The 16,000-nt window shown below is 61.3% G+C and carries 15 protein-coding genes; 7 read left to right on the top strand and 8 right to left on the bottom strand.

The window, feature by feature from the left end:
- Positions 1-2 precede the first annotated feature (2 nt).
- The 3 genes from rsmB to def are packed head-to-tail and all read right to left on the bottom strand — an operon-like array spanning position 3 to position 2,829.
- Positions 3-1,328: a 16S rRNA (cytosine(967)-C(5))-methyltransferase RsmB gene (gene rsmB, locus BT119_RS07950; protein ID WP_003432726.1), complete on the bottom strand. Its 1,326-nt coding sequence runs from the start codon at positions 1,326-1,328 to the stop codon at positions 3-5.
- On the bottom strand, positions 1,325-2,269 hold the full coding sequence (gene fmt, locus BT119_RS07945) for a methionyl-tRNA formyltransferase (protein WP_044309644.1): 945 nt from the start codon (positions 2,267-2,269) through the stop codon (positions 1,325-1,327). Before fmt ends, rsmB begins: the two co-directional genes overlap by 4 nt.
- A gap of 53 nt (positions 2,270-2,322) precedes the next feature.
- Positions 2,323-2,829: a peptide deformylase gene (gene def / locus BT119_RS07940; RefSeq protein ID WP_002551333.1), complete on the bottom strand. Its 507-nt coding sequence runs from the start codon at positions 2,827-2,829 to the stop codon at positions 2,323-2,325.
- A 125-nt stretch (positions 2,830-2,954) separates the two neighbouring features.
- On the opposite strand from def, the gene BT119_RS07935 reads away from it, so the two are divergent.
- From BT119_RS07935 to BT119_RS07925, 3 genes are all read left to right on the top strand, one after another.
- Positions 2,955-3,980 carry a LysM peptidoglycan-binding domain-containing protein gene (locus BT119_RS07935; protein ID WP_003367793.1) on the top strand — a complete coding sequence of 342 codons (1,026 nt, stop codon included), beginning with the start codon at positions 2,955-2,957 and terminating at the stop codon, positions 3,978-3,980.
- Positions 3,981-4,103: 123 nt separating this feature from the next.
- Positions 4,104-5,222, top strand: coding sequence for a DNA-processing protein DprA (gene dprA, locus BT119_RS07930; protein ID WP_058416777.1), 1,119 nt, complete (start codon positions 4,104-4,106; stop codon positions 5,220-5,222).
- Positions 5,223-5,260: 38 nt separating this feature from the next.
- The gene (locus BT119_RS07925) at positions 5,261-5,818 is read left to right on the top strand and encodes an L-threonylcarbamoyladenylate synthase type 1 TsaC (protein ID WP_003340101.1); all 558 of its coding nucleotides are present in this window, start codon (positions 5,261-5,263) and stop codon (positions 5,816-5,818) included.
- Between the two features lie 34 nt (positions 5,819-5,852).
- Here BT119_RS07925 and BT119_RS07920 read toward each other — a convergent pair whose 3' ends face one another.
- Positions 5,853-6,830, bottom strand: coding sequence for an NADPH:quinone reductase (locus BT119_RS07920; protein ID WP_058398194.1), 978 nt, complete (start codon positions 6,828-6,830; stop codon positions 5,853-5,855).
- Positions 6,831-7,000: 170 nt separating this feature from the next.
- Between BT119_RS07920 and hemF the strand changes: the two genes are divergently transcribed.
- Positions 7,001-7,915 (top strand): oxygen-dependent coproporphyrinogen oxidase, encoded by a 915-nt coding sequence (gene hemF / locus BT119_RS07915; protein WP_072365293.1) that lies wholly within the window; start codon positions 7,001-7,003, stop codon positions 7,913-7,915.
- 51 nt (positions 7,916-7,966) lie between these two features.
- A complete protein-coding gene (aroE, locus tag BT119_RS07910) occupies positions 7,967-8,791 on the top strand; it encodes a shikimate dehydrogenase (protein WP_072365291.1) in 825 nt (274 codons plus the stop codon).
- A gap of 242 nt (positions 8,792-9,033) precedes the next feature.
- Here the strand turns inward: aroE and BT119_RS07905 are convergent, their stop codons facing one another.
- The 3 genes from BT119_RS07905 to betC all read right to left on the bottom strand — a co-directional run bounded on the left by BT119_RS07905 (position 9,034) and on the right by betC (position 13,241).
- Complete coding sequence (locus tag BT119_RS07905) at positions 9,034-10,602, bottom strand: SulP family inorganic anion transporter (protein WP_072365289.1); 1,569 nt, start codon at positions 10,600-10,602, stop codon at positions 9,034-9,036.
- 170 nt (positions 10,603-10,772) lie between these two features.
- Positions 10,773-11,699 (bottom strand): choline ABC transporter substrate-binding protein, encoded by a 927-nt coding sequence (locus tag BT119_RS07900; protein ID WP_072365287.1) that lies wholly within the window; start codon positions 11,697-11,699, stop codon positions 10,773-10,775.
- 36 nt (positions 11,700-11,735) lie between these two features.
- Positions 11,736-13,241, bottom strand: coding sequence for a choline-sulfatase (gene betC, locus BT119_RS07895; RefSeq protein WP_044309649.1), 1,506 nt, complete (start codon positions 13,239-13,241; stop codon positions 11,736-11,738).
- A gap of 114 nt (positions 13,242-13,355) precedes the next feature.
- Here betC and BT119_RS07890 point away from each other — a divergent pair, with 114 nt between their 5' ends.
- The gene (locus BT119_RS07890) at positions 13,356-14,306 is read left to right on the top strand and encodes a choline sulfate utilization transcriptional regulator (RefSeq protein ID WP_072365285.1); all 951 of its coding nucleotides are present in this window, start codon (positions 13,356-13,358) and stop codon (positions 14,304-14,306) included.
- Between the two features lie 145 nt (positions 14,307-14,451).
- Entirely contained in the window at positions 14,452-15,276 is an 825-nt protein-coding gene (locus BT119_RS07885; RefSeq protein WP_003432717.1) for an alpha/beta fold hydrolase, read from the top strand.
- A gap of 154 nt (positions 15,277-15,430) precedes the next feature.
- Here the strand turns inward: BT119_RS07885 and BT119_RS07880 are convergent, their stop codons facing one another.
- Positions 15,431-15,961: an anti-virulence regulator CigR family protein gene (locus tag BT119_RS07880; protein ID WP_003432716.1), complete on the bottom strand. Its 531-nt coding sequence runs from the start codon at positions 15,959-15,961 to the stop codon at positions 15,431-15,433.
- Between the last annotated feature and the right edge of the window lie 39 nt (positions 15,962-16,000).

Genomic DNA, 16,000 nt, shown 5'->3' with positions numbered 1-16,000 from the left:
GCTTACTCCCGCGCCGCCGCGATCTTGATCAGTTTGGCGTAGTAGAAACCATCGTGGCCGCCTTGCTGGGCCAGCAGCTGGCGACCATGGGCTTGCTTGATACCCGCGGGCGGCTGTCCTGCCTGCCCGGCGATGTCCAGCTCTCTGGCCCCGGAGGTACGCGCCAGAAACGCCTCGATGACGTCGGTGTTTTCGGTCGGCAGTGTCGAGCAGGTCGCGTACACCAGCATGCCGCCTACCTGCAGCGTAGGCCACAACGCATCGAGCAGCTCGCCCTGCAAGGCCGCCAGCGCGACGATGTCGTCTGCCTGACGAGTCAGTTTGATGTCCGGATGACGACGAATCACGCCGGTCGCCGAGCACGGTGCGTCGAGCAGGATGCGCTGGAACGGTTTGCCGTCCCACCACTGCGCTGTCTCGCGTGCATCGGCGGCGATCAGCTCGGCATCCAGGCCCAGGCGATCAAGGTTTTCACGCACGCGCACCAGACGCTTGGCTTCCAGATCCACCGCTACCACGCCGCTTAGTTGCGGCTGCACTTCCAGCAAGTGGCAGGTCTTGCCGCCCGGCGCGCAGCAGGCATCGAGTACCCGTTGCCCGGGGGCCAGCTCCAGCAGGTCGGCGGCCAGTTGCGCGGCTTCGTCCTGCACGCTGATCCAGCCTTCGGCAAAACCGGGCAGTGAGCGCACATCGCACGGCTCGGCGAGCACGATGCCGTCCTGACTGAATGTGCACGCACTGGCTTGCAGGCCGGCAGTGTTGAGCAGTTCGAGGTATTGATCGCGACGGTGATGGCGTCGGTTGACGCGCAAAATCATCGGCGGGTGCGCATTGTTGGCCGCGCAGATGGCTTCCCACTGTTCCGGCCAGGCGGCTTTCAGGGCTTTCTGCAGCCAGCGCGGGTGGGCTGTACGCACCACCGGGTCGTGTTCCAGCTCGATCAGCAGCGCCTCGCCGTCACGTTGCGCATTGCGCAGCACGGCGTTGAGCAAGCCTTTGGCCCAGGGCTTTTTCAATTTGTCGGCGCAGCCCACGGTTTCACCGATGGCGGCGTGGGCCGGAATGCGGCTGTAGAACAGCTGATAAAGACCGACCAGCAACAAGGCTTCAACGTCGGCGTCGGCGGCCTTGAAGGGCTTTTGCAGCAGTTTGGCCGCCAGAGCCGACAGGCGCGGCTGCCAGCGCGCGGTGCCGAATGCCAGGTCCTGAGTCAGACCACGATCACGCACCTCGACCTTGTCCAGTTGAGTGGGCAACGAGCTGTTCAGCGAGGCCTTGCCGCTGAGCACGGCAGCCAATGCCTTGGCGGCGGCCAGACGCGGGTTCATTGGCCCAGCACCGTGCCGATGGCAAATTTCTCGCGGCGGCTGTTGAACAGATCCGTGAAGTTCAGCGGCTTGCCGCCCGGCAATTGCAGACGGGTCAGGCGTAGCGCGTTCTGACCGCACGCGACGATCAGGCCATCCTTGCTGGCGCCAAGAATCGTCCCCGGCGCGCCCTGCCCTTCGGCCAGATCGGCTGTCAGGACTTTCAGGGTTTCTTCGTTCAGCGTGCTGTGGCAGATCGGCCAGGGGTTGAAGGCGCGGACCAGGCGCTCAAGCTCATCGGCCGGACGTGTCCAGTCCAGGCGCGCTTCGTCCTTGTTCAGCTTGTGGGCGTAGTTGGCCAGGCTGTCATCCTGAACCTCGCCGACCAGCGAACCGTCCGCCAGACCGGCAATGGCCTGCAACACAGCCGGCGGACCGAGTTCGGCCAGGCGATCATGCAGCGTGCCGCCCGTGTCCTGCGCGGTGATCGGGGTAACGGCCTTGAGCAGCATCGGCCCGGTGTCCAGGCCCGCTTCCATGCGCATCACCGTTACGCCGCTCTCGGCATCACCGGCCTGTACCGCGCGCTGAATCGGCGCCGCACCACGCCAGCGCGGCAGCAGCGACGCGTGGCTGTTGATACAGCCCAGGCGCGGAATATCCAGCACCACTTGCGGCAGGATCAGGCCGTAGGCGACGACCACCATCAAATCGGGTTGCAGCGCTGCCAGTTCGGCCTGCGCGTCAGGATCGCGCAGCGTTGGCGGCTGCATGACCGGTACGTCATGTTGCAGCGCCAGTTGCTTGACCGGGCTGGGCATCAGCTTTTGTCCACGACCGGCCGGGCGATCGGGCTGGGTGTACACGGCGACGATCTGGTGAGGGCTGTCGAGCAGGGCCTTGAGGTGTTCGGCGGCGAATTCCGGGGTGCCGGCGAAGACGATGCGCAGTGGCTCAGTCATGGAGTTCTCATTATAAAAAAAGGCCTGTTCAGGCCTTTTGGGGTAACGACGGATCAGGCGTTGAGCTTGTGCTGCTTTTCGAGCTTCTTCTTGATCCGGTCACGCTTGAGGTTGGAAAGGTAATCGACGAACAGCTTGCCGTTCAGGTGATCGCATTCATGCTGGATACAGATGGCGAGCAGGCCCTCGGCAACCAGTTCGTAAGGCTTGCCGTCACGGTCCAGCGCCTTGACGCGAACCTTTTGCGGGCGGTCGACGTTTTCGTAGAAACCGGGAACCGACAGGCAGCCTTCCTGATACTGATCCATTTCGTCGGTCAGCTTTTCGATTTCAGGATTGATGAAGACCCGCGGTTCGCTGCGGTCTTCGCTCAGGTCCATGACGACCACGCGCTTGTGGACGTTGACCTGAGTCGCGGCCAGGCCAATACCTGGCGCTTCGTACATGGTTTCAAACATGTCGTCGACCAACTGGCGAATGCCTTCGTCTACCATCGCCACAGGTTTGGCGATAGTGCGCAGGCGCGAATCGGGAAATTCGAGGATGTTTAGAATGGCCATATACGTAAGAGCTGCACTGTTAAGGTAAAGTCAATGTTGGGTGCCGGGCCCGGGAGTTCAAGGCAGGCAGCCCAGGACAGGACTCTAGGGTTCGCGTGAGGCAACATGATAAAGGGATTCACCGCATGAGGAAATCACTACTCGCCCTGCTGCTGCTGACCGCCAGCGGTCTTGCGCAGGCGCAAGTGCAACTCAGGGAAGGCTATCCGCAAAGCTACACCGTTGTCGCCGGGGACACACTCTGGGACATTTCCGGCAAGTTCTTGCGTGAACCGTGGAAATGGCGCGAGATCTGGCGGGCCAATCCGCAAGTCCATGATCCCGACCTGATCTACCCCGGTGACACCCTCGCGTTGACCTGGGTCGATGGTCAGCCGCGCGTGACGCTCAATCGGGGCGAGTCGCGCGGGACCATCAAATTGTCACCGCGTGTGCGCAGTACGCCGATGGTCGAGGCCATTCCGAGCATTCCGCTGGGGGCGATCAACGCATTCCTGATCAGCAACCGGATTGTCGACAACGCCGAGCAGTTCGAGAAAGCCCCCTACATCGTTGCGGGCAATGCCGAGCGCGTGCTCAGTGGCAACGGTGATCGTGCCTATGCACGGGGCGCGCTGGACCCGGCGCACAGCGTCTATGGCATCTTCCGTCAGGGCAAGACCTACATCGATCCGGAGACCAAGGAAGTACTGGGCATCAACGCCGATGACGTCGGCAGCGCCGAGGTGGTTGCCACCGAAGGTGACGTCTCGACCCTGATTCTGCAGCGCTCCACGCAGGAAGTGCGTCTGGGCGATCGCTTGTTCAGCAGCGAAGAGCGGGCCATCAACTCGACGTTCCTGCCCAGCGCTCCGCAGGCGCCGATAGAAGGTTTGATTCTGGATGTGCCACGCGGCGTCACTCAGGTCAGCGTGCTGGATGTGGTCACGCTCGACAAGGGCAAACGCGACGGTCTGACCGAGGGCAACGTGCTGGCGATCTACAAGACCAGCGAAACCGTGCGCGACCGAATCACCGGTGAGCTGGTAAAAATCCCCGACGAACGGGCCGGGCTGCTGATGGTTTTCCGTACCTACGACAAGCTTAGTTACGCCTTGGTCCTGCAAGCCAACCGATCTTTGGCCATCATGGACAAGGTTCGCAATCCGTAGACGCATGTTTCAGATCTGACACGGATTTGTGTGACGAACCAGACACTTATCAAATTGTTGTCAACAGAGTTATCCACAGGTTTGTGCATCACTTGAGATGCACGATGGATCAGGGACGATCTCATGCCATTGTTCGAAAATGCCCTCTCTTCGCCTGCAGAGCTGGAAGCGCGCTTGCGCGTGCACCGCTTGCCCGAGATAGGGCCGAAACGCTTTTCCAGACTGATTGAAGCTTTCGGTTCGGCCTCGTCAGCGCTCAGTGCGCCGGCCAGCGCATGGCGTGCGCTGGGCATTCCAGGTGTCTGTGCCGAGGCGCGTCGTGACCCCTCCGTACGTGATGGCGCCAGTGCCGCATTGGCCTGGCTGGAGCGTCCGGCCCAGCATTTGCTGATGTGGGACGACCCCGGCTACCCCGCGCTGCTGGCGCAGATCGCAGATCCACCGCCGCTGATCTTCATTGCCGGCGACCCTTCGATCCTTGAGCGTCCGCAACTGGGAATGGTCGGCAGTCGTCGCGCCTCCCGACCCGGACTCGACACCGCCAGCGCTTTTGCGCGCAGCCTGGCGGCTGCCGGTTTTGTGATCACCAGCGGCTTGGCGCGAGGTATTGACGGTGCCGCGCATCAGGGCGCATTGGATGTCGGGGGGCTTACAATCGGCGTGCTTGGCACCGGGCTCGAAAAACTTTATCCACAGCAGCACCGCGCGCTTGCAGCACAGATGGCGGCCCAGGGCGGCGCCGTGATTTCCGAGTTCCCGCTGGACGCCGCAGCACAGGCCAGCAACTTCCCGCGACGTAACCGAATCATCAGTGGCCTGTCGCTGGGCATACTGGTGGTCGAGGCCAGTGTTGCCAGCGGCTCATTGATTACCGCGCGGCTGGCCGCCGAGCATGGACGAGAGGTTTACGCGATACCCGGCTCGATTCATCACCCTGGCGCCAAGGGCTGTCATCAGTTGATACGAGACGGCGCGACACTGATTGAGACCGTCGAACACATTCTTGAAGGCTTGCAGCACTGGAAACGTGTTGCGCCCGGCATCGATCCCGTCACGCCGGCGAAGCCTGCCCCTTGCGATCATCCACTGTTGGCGCTGCTGCACGCCGCACCGCACACCAGCGAGGGGCTGTCGTTGTCATGCGGATGGCCATTACCCAAGGTATTGGCTGGCCTGACCGAGCTGGAACTGGACGGACGCATAAGCTGTGAAGCAGGACGATGGTTCGCCAGAGCGCCCTGAGGTTAAACTGCCGCCAGGATTCAGTGGAGAGACAAACAATGGTCAGCAGTTGGCGAGTGCAACAAGCCGCTCAGGATATTCGAGCCGGTGCGGTGATTGCCTACCCGACCGAGGCAGTCTGGGGGCTTGGGTGCGATCCTTGGGATGAAGAAGCGGTCTATCGTCTGTTGGCGATCAAGTCACGGCCGGTGGAAAAAGGCCTGATCCTGATTGCCGACAACATTCGCCAGTTCGACTTCCTGTTCGAAGACTTCCCTGAACTGTGGCTCGACCGCATGGCCAGCACCTGGCCTGGGCCCAACACCTGGCTGGTACCGCATCAGAACCTGCTGCCCGAGTGGATCACCGGCATTCACGAAACCGTGGCGCTGCGTGTTACCGATCACCCGACCGTACGTGAACTGTGCGCACTGGTCGGTCCGTTGATCTCCACCTCGGCCAACCCGGCGGGTCGCCCGGCTGCGCGTTCGAGATTGCGCGTCGAGCAGTACTTCCGCGGGCAGATCGACGGGGTTCTCGGCGGCAGCCTGGGCGGGCGTCGAAACCCCAGCGTGATAAGGGATATCGCCACCGCGCAGATTGTGCGTGCCGGCTGACGCTGGCACACAGTGCGCATTCAAGGGCAGACGATCAAGGAATCAGAATGGTCGAGCCGGTGGTACGCCGGGCCGACAGCTCGGTCTGCGCCTTGGCGGCATCCTTCAGAGCATACTGCTGAATGCCGTCGACCTTGAGTTTGCCGCTGGCGAGCATGTCGAACAGCTCGTCCGCCATGGTCTGCAGGTTCTGCGCATTGTTGGCGTAAGAGCCCAGCGTCGGGCGCGTGACATACACCGAACCCTTTTGCGCCAGAATCCCGAGATTCACGCCCGAGACCGGCCCGGACGCATTGCCGAAGCTCACCACCAGCCCACGTGGTGCCACGCAGTCGAGTGACGTCAGCCAGGTGTCCTGACCCACCCCGTCGTAGACCACCGGGCATTTCTTGCCGTCGGTCAGCTCCAGCACGCGCCTGGCGACGTCTTCGTGACTGTAATCGATGGTTTCCCAGGCACCCAGCGCCTTGGCGTGCGCGGCCTTCTCCGGCGAACTGACCGTGCCGATCAGTTTGGCGCCCAGCGCCTTGACCCATTGGCAGGCCAGCGAACCCACACCACCCGCAGCAGCATGAAACAGAATGGTCTCGCCCGGCTTCACCTGATACGTCTGACGCAGCAGATACTGCACCGTCAGGCCCTTGAGCATCAGGGCTGCGGCCTGCTCGAAACTGATCGAGTCCGCCAGCTTCACCAGATTCGCTTCAGGCAGCACGTGCACTTCGCTGTACGCCCCCAGCGGCCCGGTGCCGTAAGCGACACGATCACCGACCTTGAAGCGAGTCACCTCGGCCCCCACCGCCTCGACCACCCCCGCCCCTTCGGCACCGAGGCCGGAAGGCAGCGACGGCGCCGGATACAGCCCGCTGCGGTAATAGGTATCGATGAAATTCAGGCCAATGGCCTTGTTACGCACAACCACCGCCTGCGGCCCCGGAGCCTGCGGCTCGAAATCGACATATTCAAGAACCTCGGGTCCTCCGACAGCGCTGAACTGGATACGCTTTGCCATGTGCTCTCTCCTTGATGGTTAAAACAAGCTGCGAAAGCCCCCATCGGACTCCATCCCCGGACCTTCGTCAACTGCCAGCCCGCGCCGCCGATGGTATGCTACGCGCCAATTTGCCTGCGCCTCTTTGCTGCGAGGGCTCAGCCGTTTGACGTCAGCCGTAAGGGATCCTCATGAGTACCCGTACCGAGGCCGTAAAAGCCTACCTGCTCGACCTGCAAGACCGTATCTGCACTGCGCTTGAACAGGAAGATGGCAGCGCACACTTCATGGAAGATGCCTGGACGCGTCCGGCGGGCGGCGGTGGTCGCACGCGGGTGATTGAGAATGGCACGGTCATCGAGAAAGGCGGTGTCAATTTTTCCCATGTTTTCGGCAGCAATCTGCCGCCGTCTGCCAGCGCTCATCGGCCTGAACTGGCCGGACGTGGTTTCGAGGCGCTGGGCGTTTCGCTGGTGATCCATCCGCATAACCCGCATGTGCCGACGTCCCACGCCAACGTGCGCTTCTTCATTGCCGAGAAAGAAGGTGAAGAGGCCGTCTGGTGGTTCGGTGGCGGTTTCGACCTGACGCCCTATTACGGCGTCGAGGAAGACTGCGTGCACTGGCACCGGGTCGCCGAGCGCGCCTGTGCGCCCTTCGGTGAGGATGTCTACCCGCGCTACAAGGCCTGGTGCGACAGTTACTTCCACCTCAAGCATCGCGATGAACCGCGCGGCATCGGCGGTCTGTTTTTCGATGACGTGAACCAGTGGGATTTCGACACCAGTTTCGCGTTCATTCGTGCTATCGGTGATGCGTTCATCAATGCGTATCTGCCGATCGTGCGGCGTCGCAAGGCGGCGGCCTATACCGTGCAGCAGCGTGAGTTTCAGGAATTCCGTCGTGGTCGCTACGTTGAGTTCAACCTGGTGTATGACCGCGGCACGTTGTTCGGTCTGCAATCGGGTGGGCGTACCGAATCGATCCTCATGTCGCTGCCGCCGCAAGTGCGTTGGGGTTATGACTGGAAGGCCACGCCGGGCAGCGAAGAGGCGCGTCTGACCGAATACTTCCTCACTGATCGGGACTGGCTGGCCGAAAACTGAGCCGATTCACCGCCGCAAGGTGCTGCACACGCAAACAGATCAGGAACACACATGGACCAGTACGTCGTCTTCGGTAATCCCATCGGCCACAGCAAGTCGCCGTTGATTCATCGCCTGTTTGCCGAACAAACCGGGCAAACGCTTGATTACCAGACCTCGCTGGCACCGCTGAACGATTTCACCGCGTTCGCCCAGGCGTTTTTCCAGGTCGGGCGCGGTGCCAACGTTACTGTGCCGTTCAAGGAAGAAGCCTGGCGCCTTGCCGACAGCCTGACCCAGCGTGCGCAGCGCGCCGGGGCGGTCAACACCCTGAGCAAGCTCGACGACGGAACCCTGCTGGGTGATAACACTGACGGTGCCGGGCTGGTACGTGATCTGACGGTCAATTGCGGTCGCAGCCTGCGTGGTCAGCGCATTCTGTTGCTGGGCGCAGGCGGTGCGGTGCGTGGTGCGCTGGAGCCGTTGCTTGCGCAACAGCCCGCTGCCTTGGTGATCGCCAATCGTACGGTCGAGAAAGCCGAACGACTGGCGCAGGAGTTTGCCGACCTCGGGCCGGTATTCGCCAGCAGCTACGACTGGCTTGAAGAGTCGGTGGACGTGATCATCAACGCCACCTCGGCCAGCCTGGCCGGAGAGTTGCCGCCGATTACGCCCAGCCTCATCCAGCCGGGAGTGACCTTCTGCTACGACATGATGTACAGCAACGAACCCACTGCTTTTTGCCGTTGGGCCACCGAACACGGCGCGGCGCAGGCGGTGGATGGTCTGGGCATGCTGGCCGAGCAGGCCGCAGAAGCCTTCCTGCTGTGGCGCGGTGTGCGTCCGGAATCGGCTCCGGTGCTGGCTGAGTTACGCAGATTGCTGGCTGCGGGTTGATCGGCTATCTGCGGACTATCGTGCCAATGCTCCGAGTTATGCACAAGTCCGCTTTTGATTCTGGCCGAAGGCCGTGGGAGCGAACTTGTTCGCGAAGGCGGTATTTCAGATGATGTATTTTCGGCGATTATACCTGCCCTTTCGCGAACAAGTTCGCTCCCACGCCCTCCGGGCAGAAGCCAAATCTACGGGCTCATCGGGACCTTTGTAGAACGCAGAGCATCGCGACGATGATTCATGGCTCAATCCTCAAACAGAATCGGGCACTTCTCCGCCCCTTCCAGCTTGTGCAGTTCCTCGATCACTTGCGGCCTGGCATTGCGCAGGACCAGCACTCTGCCCTGCCGGCCCAGACGTCTGGCTTCCTGATGAAGCATCTCCACGCCTGAGTAATCGATGAAGTTGATCTGCTGCGCATCGATCACCACTCGCACACCTTCGGTACGTTGCAGGCGGGTTTGCAGGTAGTGGCTGGCGCCGAAGAAGATCGATCCGCCGACCCGCAGGACCTCCTCGTCGCCCTCGCGCCATTGCTGGACACGCGGTTGCGAGGTGCGCTTGAGATAGAAAAACAGCGAGGCCAGTACACCGGCGTAGATCGCGGTTTGCAGCTCCAGCAGCAGGGTGGCCAGACAGGTCAGCGCCATCACGAAAAACTCGGCGCGGCTGACGCGGAACAGCGCACGAATGCCTCGGCGATCCACCAGCCCCCAACAGATCAGCAGAATTGAGGCGGCCATGGCCGGGATCGGAATGTGCGATATCAACGAGGCACCGGCGACCGCGAACAACGCTACCCATAGCGCGGAAAACACCCCCGCCAACGGCGAGCGCGCACCTGCCTCGTAACTCAATGCCGCACGGGTAAAAGACCCGGCTGACAGGTAGCCGGAGAACAGCGAGCCGACCATGTTCGACAGCCCCTGGGCACGCACTTCCTGATTGGCATTGAGCATCTGCTGCGAACGAGCTGACAGCGAGCGGGCAATCGACAGGCTGTTGACCAGCCCGAGCATGCCCACCGCCACGGCGGTCGGCAGCAGCTTGAGGATCAGTTCGAGATCCAGCGGCAACGGGCTGAAGGGCGGCAGATGGCCGACGAAGGCGCTGACCACACGGACATGGCCGAACATCGCCGGCCACAGCCACACCAGCAGGCTGCTCGACACCAGTGCGATCAACAGCGTCGGCCAGCGAGGCACAAGAAGCTTGAGTCCGATACCCAGCGCCAGGGTCAACAGACCGAGCATCAGCGAAGACAGATCGACCTCACGCAGATGCTCGAGCACGGCGCTCACGCTTTTGAGCGCGGTGGTCTGACTCGGCAGATCAATGCCCAGCAGATTGGGCATCTGCCCCAGCGCAATCACCACCGCAGCGCCCAGCGTGAAACCCAGCACCACCGAGTGCGAAACGAAATTTACCAGTGCACCGAAGCGCATCATCCCCAGCAACAACTGAAATACGCCAGCGATGAAGGTCAGCAGCAGGATCAACACGATGTAGTCCTGACTGGCCGGGACGGCGAGCGGACTGACACTGGCGTATAGCACGATGGAAATAGCCGCAGTCGGCCCGCAGATCAGGTGCCAGGACGATCCCCACAGACAGGCCACGAGGACTGGAACAATCGCAGCGTAGAGGCCGTACTCAGGCGGCAGCCCGGCGATCAGTGCGTAAGCGATGGATTGCGGCAGTGCCAGAATGGCGCCACTCAGGCCCACTAGCGCATCACGCCCGACGCTGGCGCGATTCTGCTGCGGCAGCCAGGCGAGAAAGGGTAGGAATTTATGGCGATTGAGCCAGCGCATCGGTCCCTCGGTTGAATTGAACGTAGAGGACGCAGAGCGCCCAGAACGGCACGTGGAGCATGGGCACGATAGTCGGACGCCTGTCGTTCCTCACGCTCCAGCGTGGGAATGCCTTGGGTGACGCTCCGCGTCACAGACCTTCGTCACGCAGCGCACTCAAGGCTTTACGCTTACAACCTAGCCTTCACCGCCGCCAGACCGTCCTTGCCATCAGCGGTCTGTACGCCCTCCAGCCACTTGTCCAGCACCGCCGGGTTGGCCTTGATCCAGGCTTTCGCCGCCTCGCTGTTGCTGACCTTTCTGTTGACCACTTCGGCCATGATGCTGTTTTCCATGTCCAGGGTGAAGCTCAGATTGGTCAGCAGCTTGCCGACGTTCGGGCAGGCTTGAGCATAACCCTTGCGGGTCAGTGTAAAGACCGAGCCGGTGTCGCCGAAATATTTCTCGCCGCCCTTGAGGTAGTGCATGCCCTTGATCTGCACGTTCATCGGGTGCGGCGTCCAGCCGAGGAACACCACAAAGGCTTTTTTCTTCACGTTGCGATTGACCTCGGCGAGCATCGCAGTCTCGCTGGATTCCACCAGCTTCCATTTGCCCAGGTCGAATTCGTTCTTCTTGATGATCTCCTGCAACGACAGGTTGGCAGGCGCGCCGGAACCGATGCCGTAGATTTTCTTGTCGAACTTGTCAGCGAATTTGTTCAGGTCGGCAAAGTTATGCACACCGGCTTCCCAGACGTAATCCGGTACGGCCAGGGTGAATTCGGTGCCCTCCAGGTTTTTCGCCAGTTGCGTCACATCTCCGGTGGCCACGAACTTGTCGTAAAAGCCCTGCTGCGCCGGCATCCAGTTACCCAGAAACACATCCAGCTTGCCGTCTTTCAAACCGCCATAGGCAATCGGCACGGCCAGGGTATCGACCTTGGGCGTGTAGCCCAGGCCCTCGAGGACCACGCTGGTAATGGCGTTGGTGGCCGCAATGTCACTCCAGCCGGGATCGGCCATCTTCACGGTGCTGCAACTGGCGTCCTCCGCCTGCGCTGCCAGGCTACCGAAGGTCATGACCGCGACCGCAACGGCTGTGGATAACTTCTTCATTGATGTACCCCTTTGGTTTTTTTGGTGTGGGCAGGGTCAAGGTTGCGGAAAACGTGCCTTGCGCTCCAGATCGTCCAGATCAATGTGGTTGCGCATGTACTGCTGACTGGCGTCGACCAGTGGCTGGTGATCCCAACTCTTCAGCTTGCCGGTTGCCAGCGATTTGGCGACGAAGCGCCTTCTACGCTGACTGGCGAGCACCTGTTGGTGTATCGCCGGGATGTCCCACTTGGCCCGAGCTTCGGCCAGGAAGTCATTGAACAGCTTTTCATGGGCGGGTGATTGGCTCAGGTCCTTCTGCTCTTCCGGGTCCTTCTTCACATCGAACAGCAGGCACGGGTCCTGTTCCGAATAGATAAATTTGTACGCGCCACGACGGATCATCATCAGCGGGCTGGTGGTGCCTTCGGCCATGTATTCACCGAACACCTCGTCGTGCCCGCCCTTGCGTTTCAGATGCGGCATCAGCGAACGTCCGTCCAGTGGCAAACCGGCGTCCAGTTTGCCGCTGGCCATTTCGACGAAGGTCGGCAGCAGGTCGGCAGTCGACACCGACGCACTGACCCGTCCCGGTTTGAACTGGCCCGGCGCGTACACCACCAGCGGCACGCGCGCGGCCATTTCGAACCAGTGCATTTTGTACCAAAGGCCCTTCTCGCCCAGCATGTCGCCGTGATCGCCGGAGAACACCACGATGGTGTCTTCCGCCAGCCCTACTTCATCGAGCGTCTGCATCAGCTTGCCGACGTTGAGGTCGATGTAGCTGCACGCGCCAAAGTAGGCGCGGCGAGCATCACGAATCTTGTCGGTCGGCATGGGCTTGTCCCACAGGTCATAGACCTTGAGCAGCCGTTGCGAATGCGGGTCCAGCGCGGCCTGATTGGCGTGCGGCGGCGGCATCGGGATCTCTTCGTCGGCGTACAGGTCCCAGAACGGCTTGGGAATGGTGTACGGATCATGAGGATGAGTCATGGAAACGGTCAGGCAGAAAGGCGCATCACCGTCCTGGCGCACGTGGTCGTACAGATATTGCTGGGACTTGAACAGCACCTCTTCATCGAAATCCAGCTGGTTGGTGCGAATGCACGGACCAGCCTGCAATACCGATGACATGTTGTGATACCAGCTTGGCCGCACATCCGGCTCGTCCCAATTGACTGACCAGCCATAGTCGGCCGGGTAGATGTCACTGGTCAGGCGTTCTTCGTAGCCATGCAACTGGTCCGGCCCGCAGAAATGCATCTTGCCTGCCAGGGCGGTCTTGTAGCCCAGCGCACGCAGGTAGTGGGCATAAGTAGGGATGTCGGCCGGGAAGTCAGCTGCGTTGTCGTACGCGCCGATCCTGCTCGGCAGCTGGCCGCTGACCAGGGTGAAGCGCGACGGCGCGCAAAGGGGGCTGTTGCAATACGCCGAGTCGAACACTACGCCATTGGCGGCCATGCGGCTCAGGTTCGGCATCAGAATCGGGGACCGGGCGTAAAACGGCAACATTGGCGCGGCCATTTGATCGGCCATGATGAACAGAATATTTTTGCGCTTCATGTAATCGCTGCATCCCATTGTGAAAAGTTATGCGAAAGTGCCGGGTATGAGGATGGAGTCCATACGTTTCAGGGTAAAGCCCATACACAGCAATACCTAGGATAAGCCCAGCTAATGTTTGAATCTTTCGGCGATGTGTCACTCGATCTGCTGCGTGCATTTGAAGTCGCGGCGCGTTTGCGCAGCTTCACAGCGGCAGCCCTCGAACTGGGCACGACACAGCCCGCTGTCAGCCAGCAGATCAAGCGCCTCGAAGAGCAACTCGCTACCCGTCTGTTCGACCGCATCTACCGTGGCATCGAATTGACCGACGCCGGTGAAGTGCTATTCAGCCATGTGCAGGCCGGGCTGCAATCCATCGACAGCGGATTGACAGCCATTACCGAACACCACCAGCACGAAGTGCTTCAAGTGGCGACCGACTTCGCCTTCGCCGCCTACTGGCTGATGCCGCGTCTGCACCGTTTCCACAAGGTTAACCCGGACGTGGACGTCAGCCTGGTCACCAGCGAGCGTACCCACAGCATGTTACGTGCTGATATCGATGTTGCGGTGCTGTTCGGTGACGGGCGCTTCAAACAGGGCGAAAGCCACTGGCTGTTCAGCGAAGAGGTCTTCCCGGTGTGCAGCCCGCAACTGATCGCCGGGCGCCAGACGCCGCTGCCCAACGATGCGCTGCGCGACTTTCCACTCCTGCACCTGCGTGGCGAAAGCATCAACCACTGGTTCGACTGGACGGGCGTATTCCGCGCGCTGGACATCCCTCAGGCCCCCGCGCCCGGTCAACTGCGCTTCGACAACTACACCCTGCTGATCCAGGCGGCCATCGGCGGACAGGGTATCGCCATCGGCTGGAAGCACCTGGTCGACGACCTGCTCGATCAGGGCCTGCTCTGCCGCCCTATCGCCGGCGCGGCGATTTCCGGCCAGGGCTATTACGTCGTCCTGCCCCAGCGCAAACGCCGCGTGCAGATCGTTCAGCAATTCGTGGACTGGCTGGCCAGCGAGCAGGCGTTGAGCGGGGTTTCGCTGGCGGGCAGGCCATTGCCGTCGATTGCGGTGTAACATTGCCCCGCTGAAAAGTGACCGCTCGGTCCATCGCCGCGCGCACATCAATAAAATGGTCATGCATACGCTTGAATATCATCGGTGCCCTGCCCCAGGCTGCCTGAACCGAATGCTGAAAGACCAGAACAGAGGATCATCAGAAATGCCGGATCTACTCATCGACGGTAAGACACTTCACTATTCCGACCAGGGCACGGGCCCGGTGGTAGTGCTCGGTCACAGCTATCTCTGGGACAAGGCGATGTGGAGTGCTCAGATTGATACCCTGGCCAGCCAGTATCGGGTGATCGTGCCGGATCTGTGGGGGCACGGAGATTCCAGCGGGTTTCCCGAAGGTACTCGCAACCTCGATGACCTGGCGCGGCATGCGCTGGCGCTGCTGGATCATTTGAATATCGAGCGTTGCAGCATCGTCGGGCTGTCGGTCGGCGGTATGTGGGGCGCAATCGCTGCACTGCTCGCGCCAGAGCGCATCACGGGGCTGGTGCTGATGGACACCTATCTGGGCAAAGAGACCGAAGCCAAGAAAGCCTATTACTTCTCGTTGCTCGACAAGCTGGAAGAGGTCGGGACCTTTCCTGAGCCGCTGCTGGATATCGTCGTACCGATTTTCTTCCGTCCCGGCATTGATCCGCAGTCGCCTGTGTACACGTCGTTTCGTGCAGCGCTTGCCAGCATGAATGCCGAGCAGTTGCGTCAGTCCGTCGTACCACTGGGAAGGATGATTTTCGGTCGTGATGACCGGCTCGGGTTGATCGAACAACTGAATGCCGACACCACGCTGATAATGTGTGGCGATGCGGACATCCCGCGCCCGCCTGAAGAAACCCGCGAGATGGCCAGCCTGATCGGCTGCCCTTACGTGCTGGTGCCTGAGGCAGGGCATATCGCCAATCTGGAGAACCCGGATTTTGTGTCGGGAGCGCTGATGACGTTTTTGGCGCGGGTTAACCAGAAGCAGGGTTGAGCTGGGCTGGTTTCTGCGCTGGGCTGCCCTCAAGATCGGACGCGGAGCGTCCAGAACGGCATGCGACGCGGAGCGTCGCACGATAGTCGAGATTATCGTTCCTCACGCTCCAGCGTGGGAGTGCCTTGTCTGACGCTCCGCATAGCAGCACCCATCAATTCAACACACCATCCAGAATCGCGTAAACAATCCCAGAACCCACGGCGATCAGTACGACGTCGGTGCCCAGGCGGCGCCATTCGTAGCCGTCATAATGTGGCAGGTATTGCAGCGAGCGGCTGTCCAGGCGTTTGCCGTAACCAGGGGGCAACGGACGGCCCTTGGCGATGTGTACGCCAGGCGGCAGTGGCTGGCCCCGGCCGATGACGTCGCGGTGTTGCTGGAAGGTCTCGCGTACCGGGCCGAAATCCTGCGGTGGGCGGTTGCCGCCGCGGTTGTCCTGGTGGGCCTGTCTGCCTGGCTGGCTGGCCGGGCCTTTGTCCGGACCCCGGCCATTGTCATTGCCCGGTCCACGGTCATTGCCACGCTCGTTATGCCCGCCATTGTTCTGCGGCCCCGGCTGTTGAACGCCACGATTGTCGTCCGGGCCATCACCGCGTTGATCCGGTGGTGCAGCTTGCAGCAGCGGACTGGCGCTGATCATCAAGATACCCAGTCCGGTGATAAAACGGTTTGGCAGTTTCATGGTGTTTCCTCGGCTTCACGCAATGCAGCAAAAAGGGGT

Source organism: Pseudomonas sp. NFACC10-1 (assembly GCF_900119195.1).
GTDB classification, from domain to species: domain Bacteria; phylum Pseudomonadota; class Gammaproteobacteria; order Pseudomonadales; family Pseudomonadaceae; genus Aquipseudomonas; species Aquipseudomonas cerasi.
Note: the sequence above shows the minus strand (reverse complement) of the source record. Positions and strands in the feature narration are given on the sequence as shown.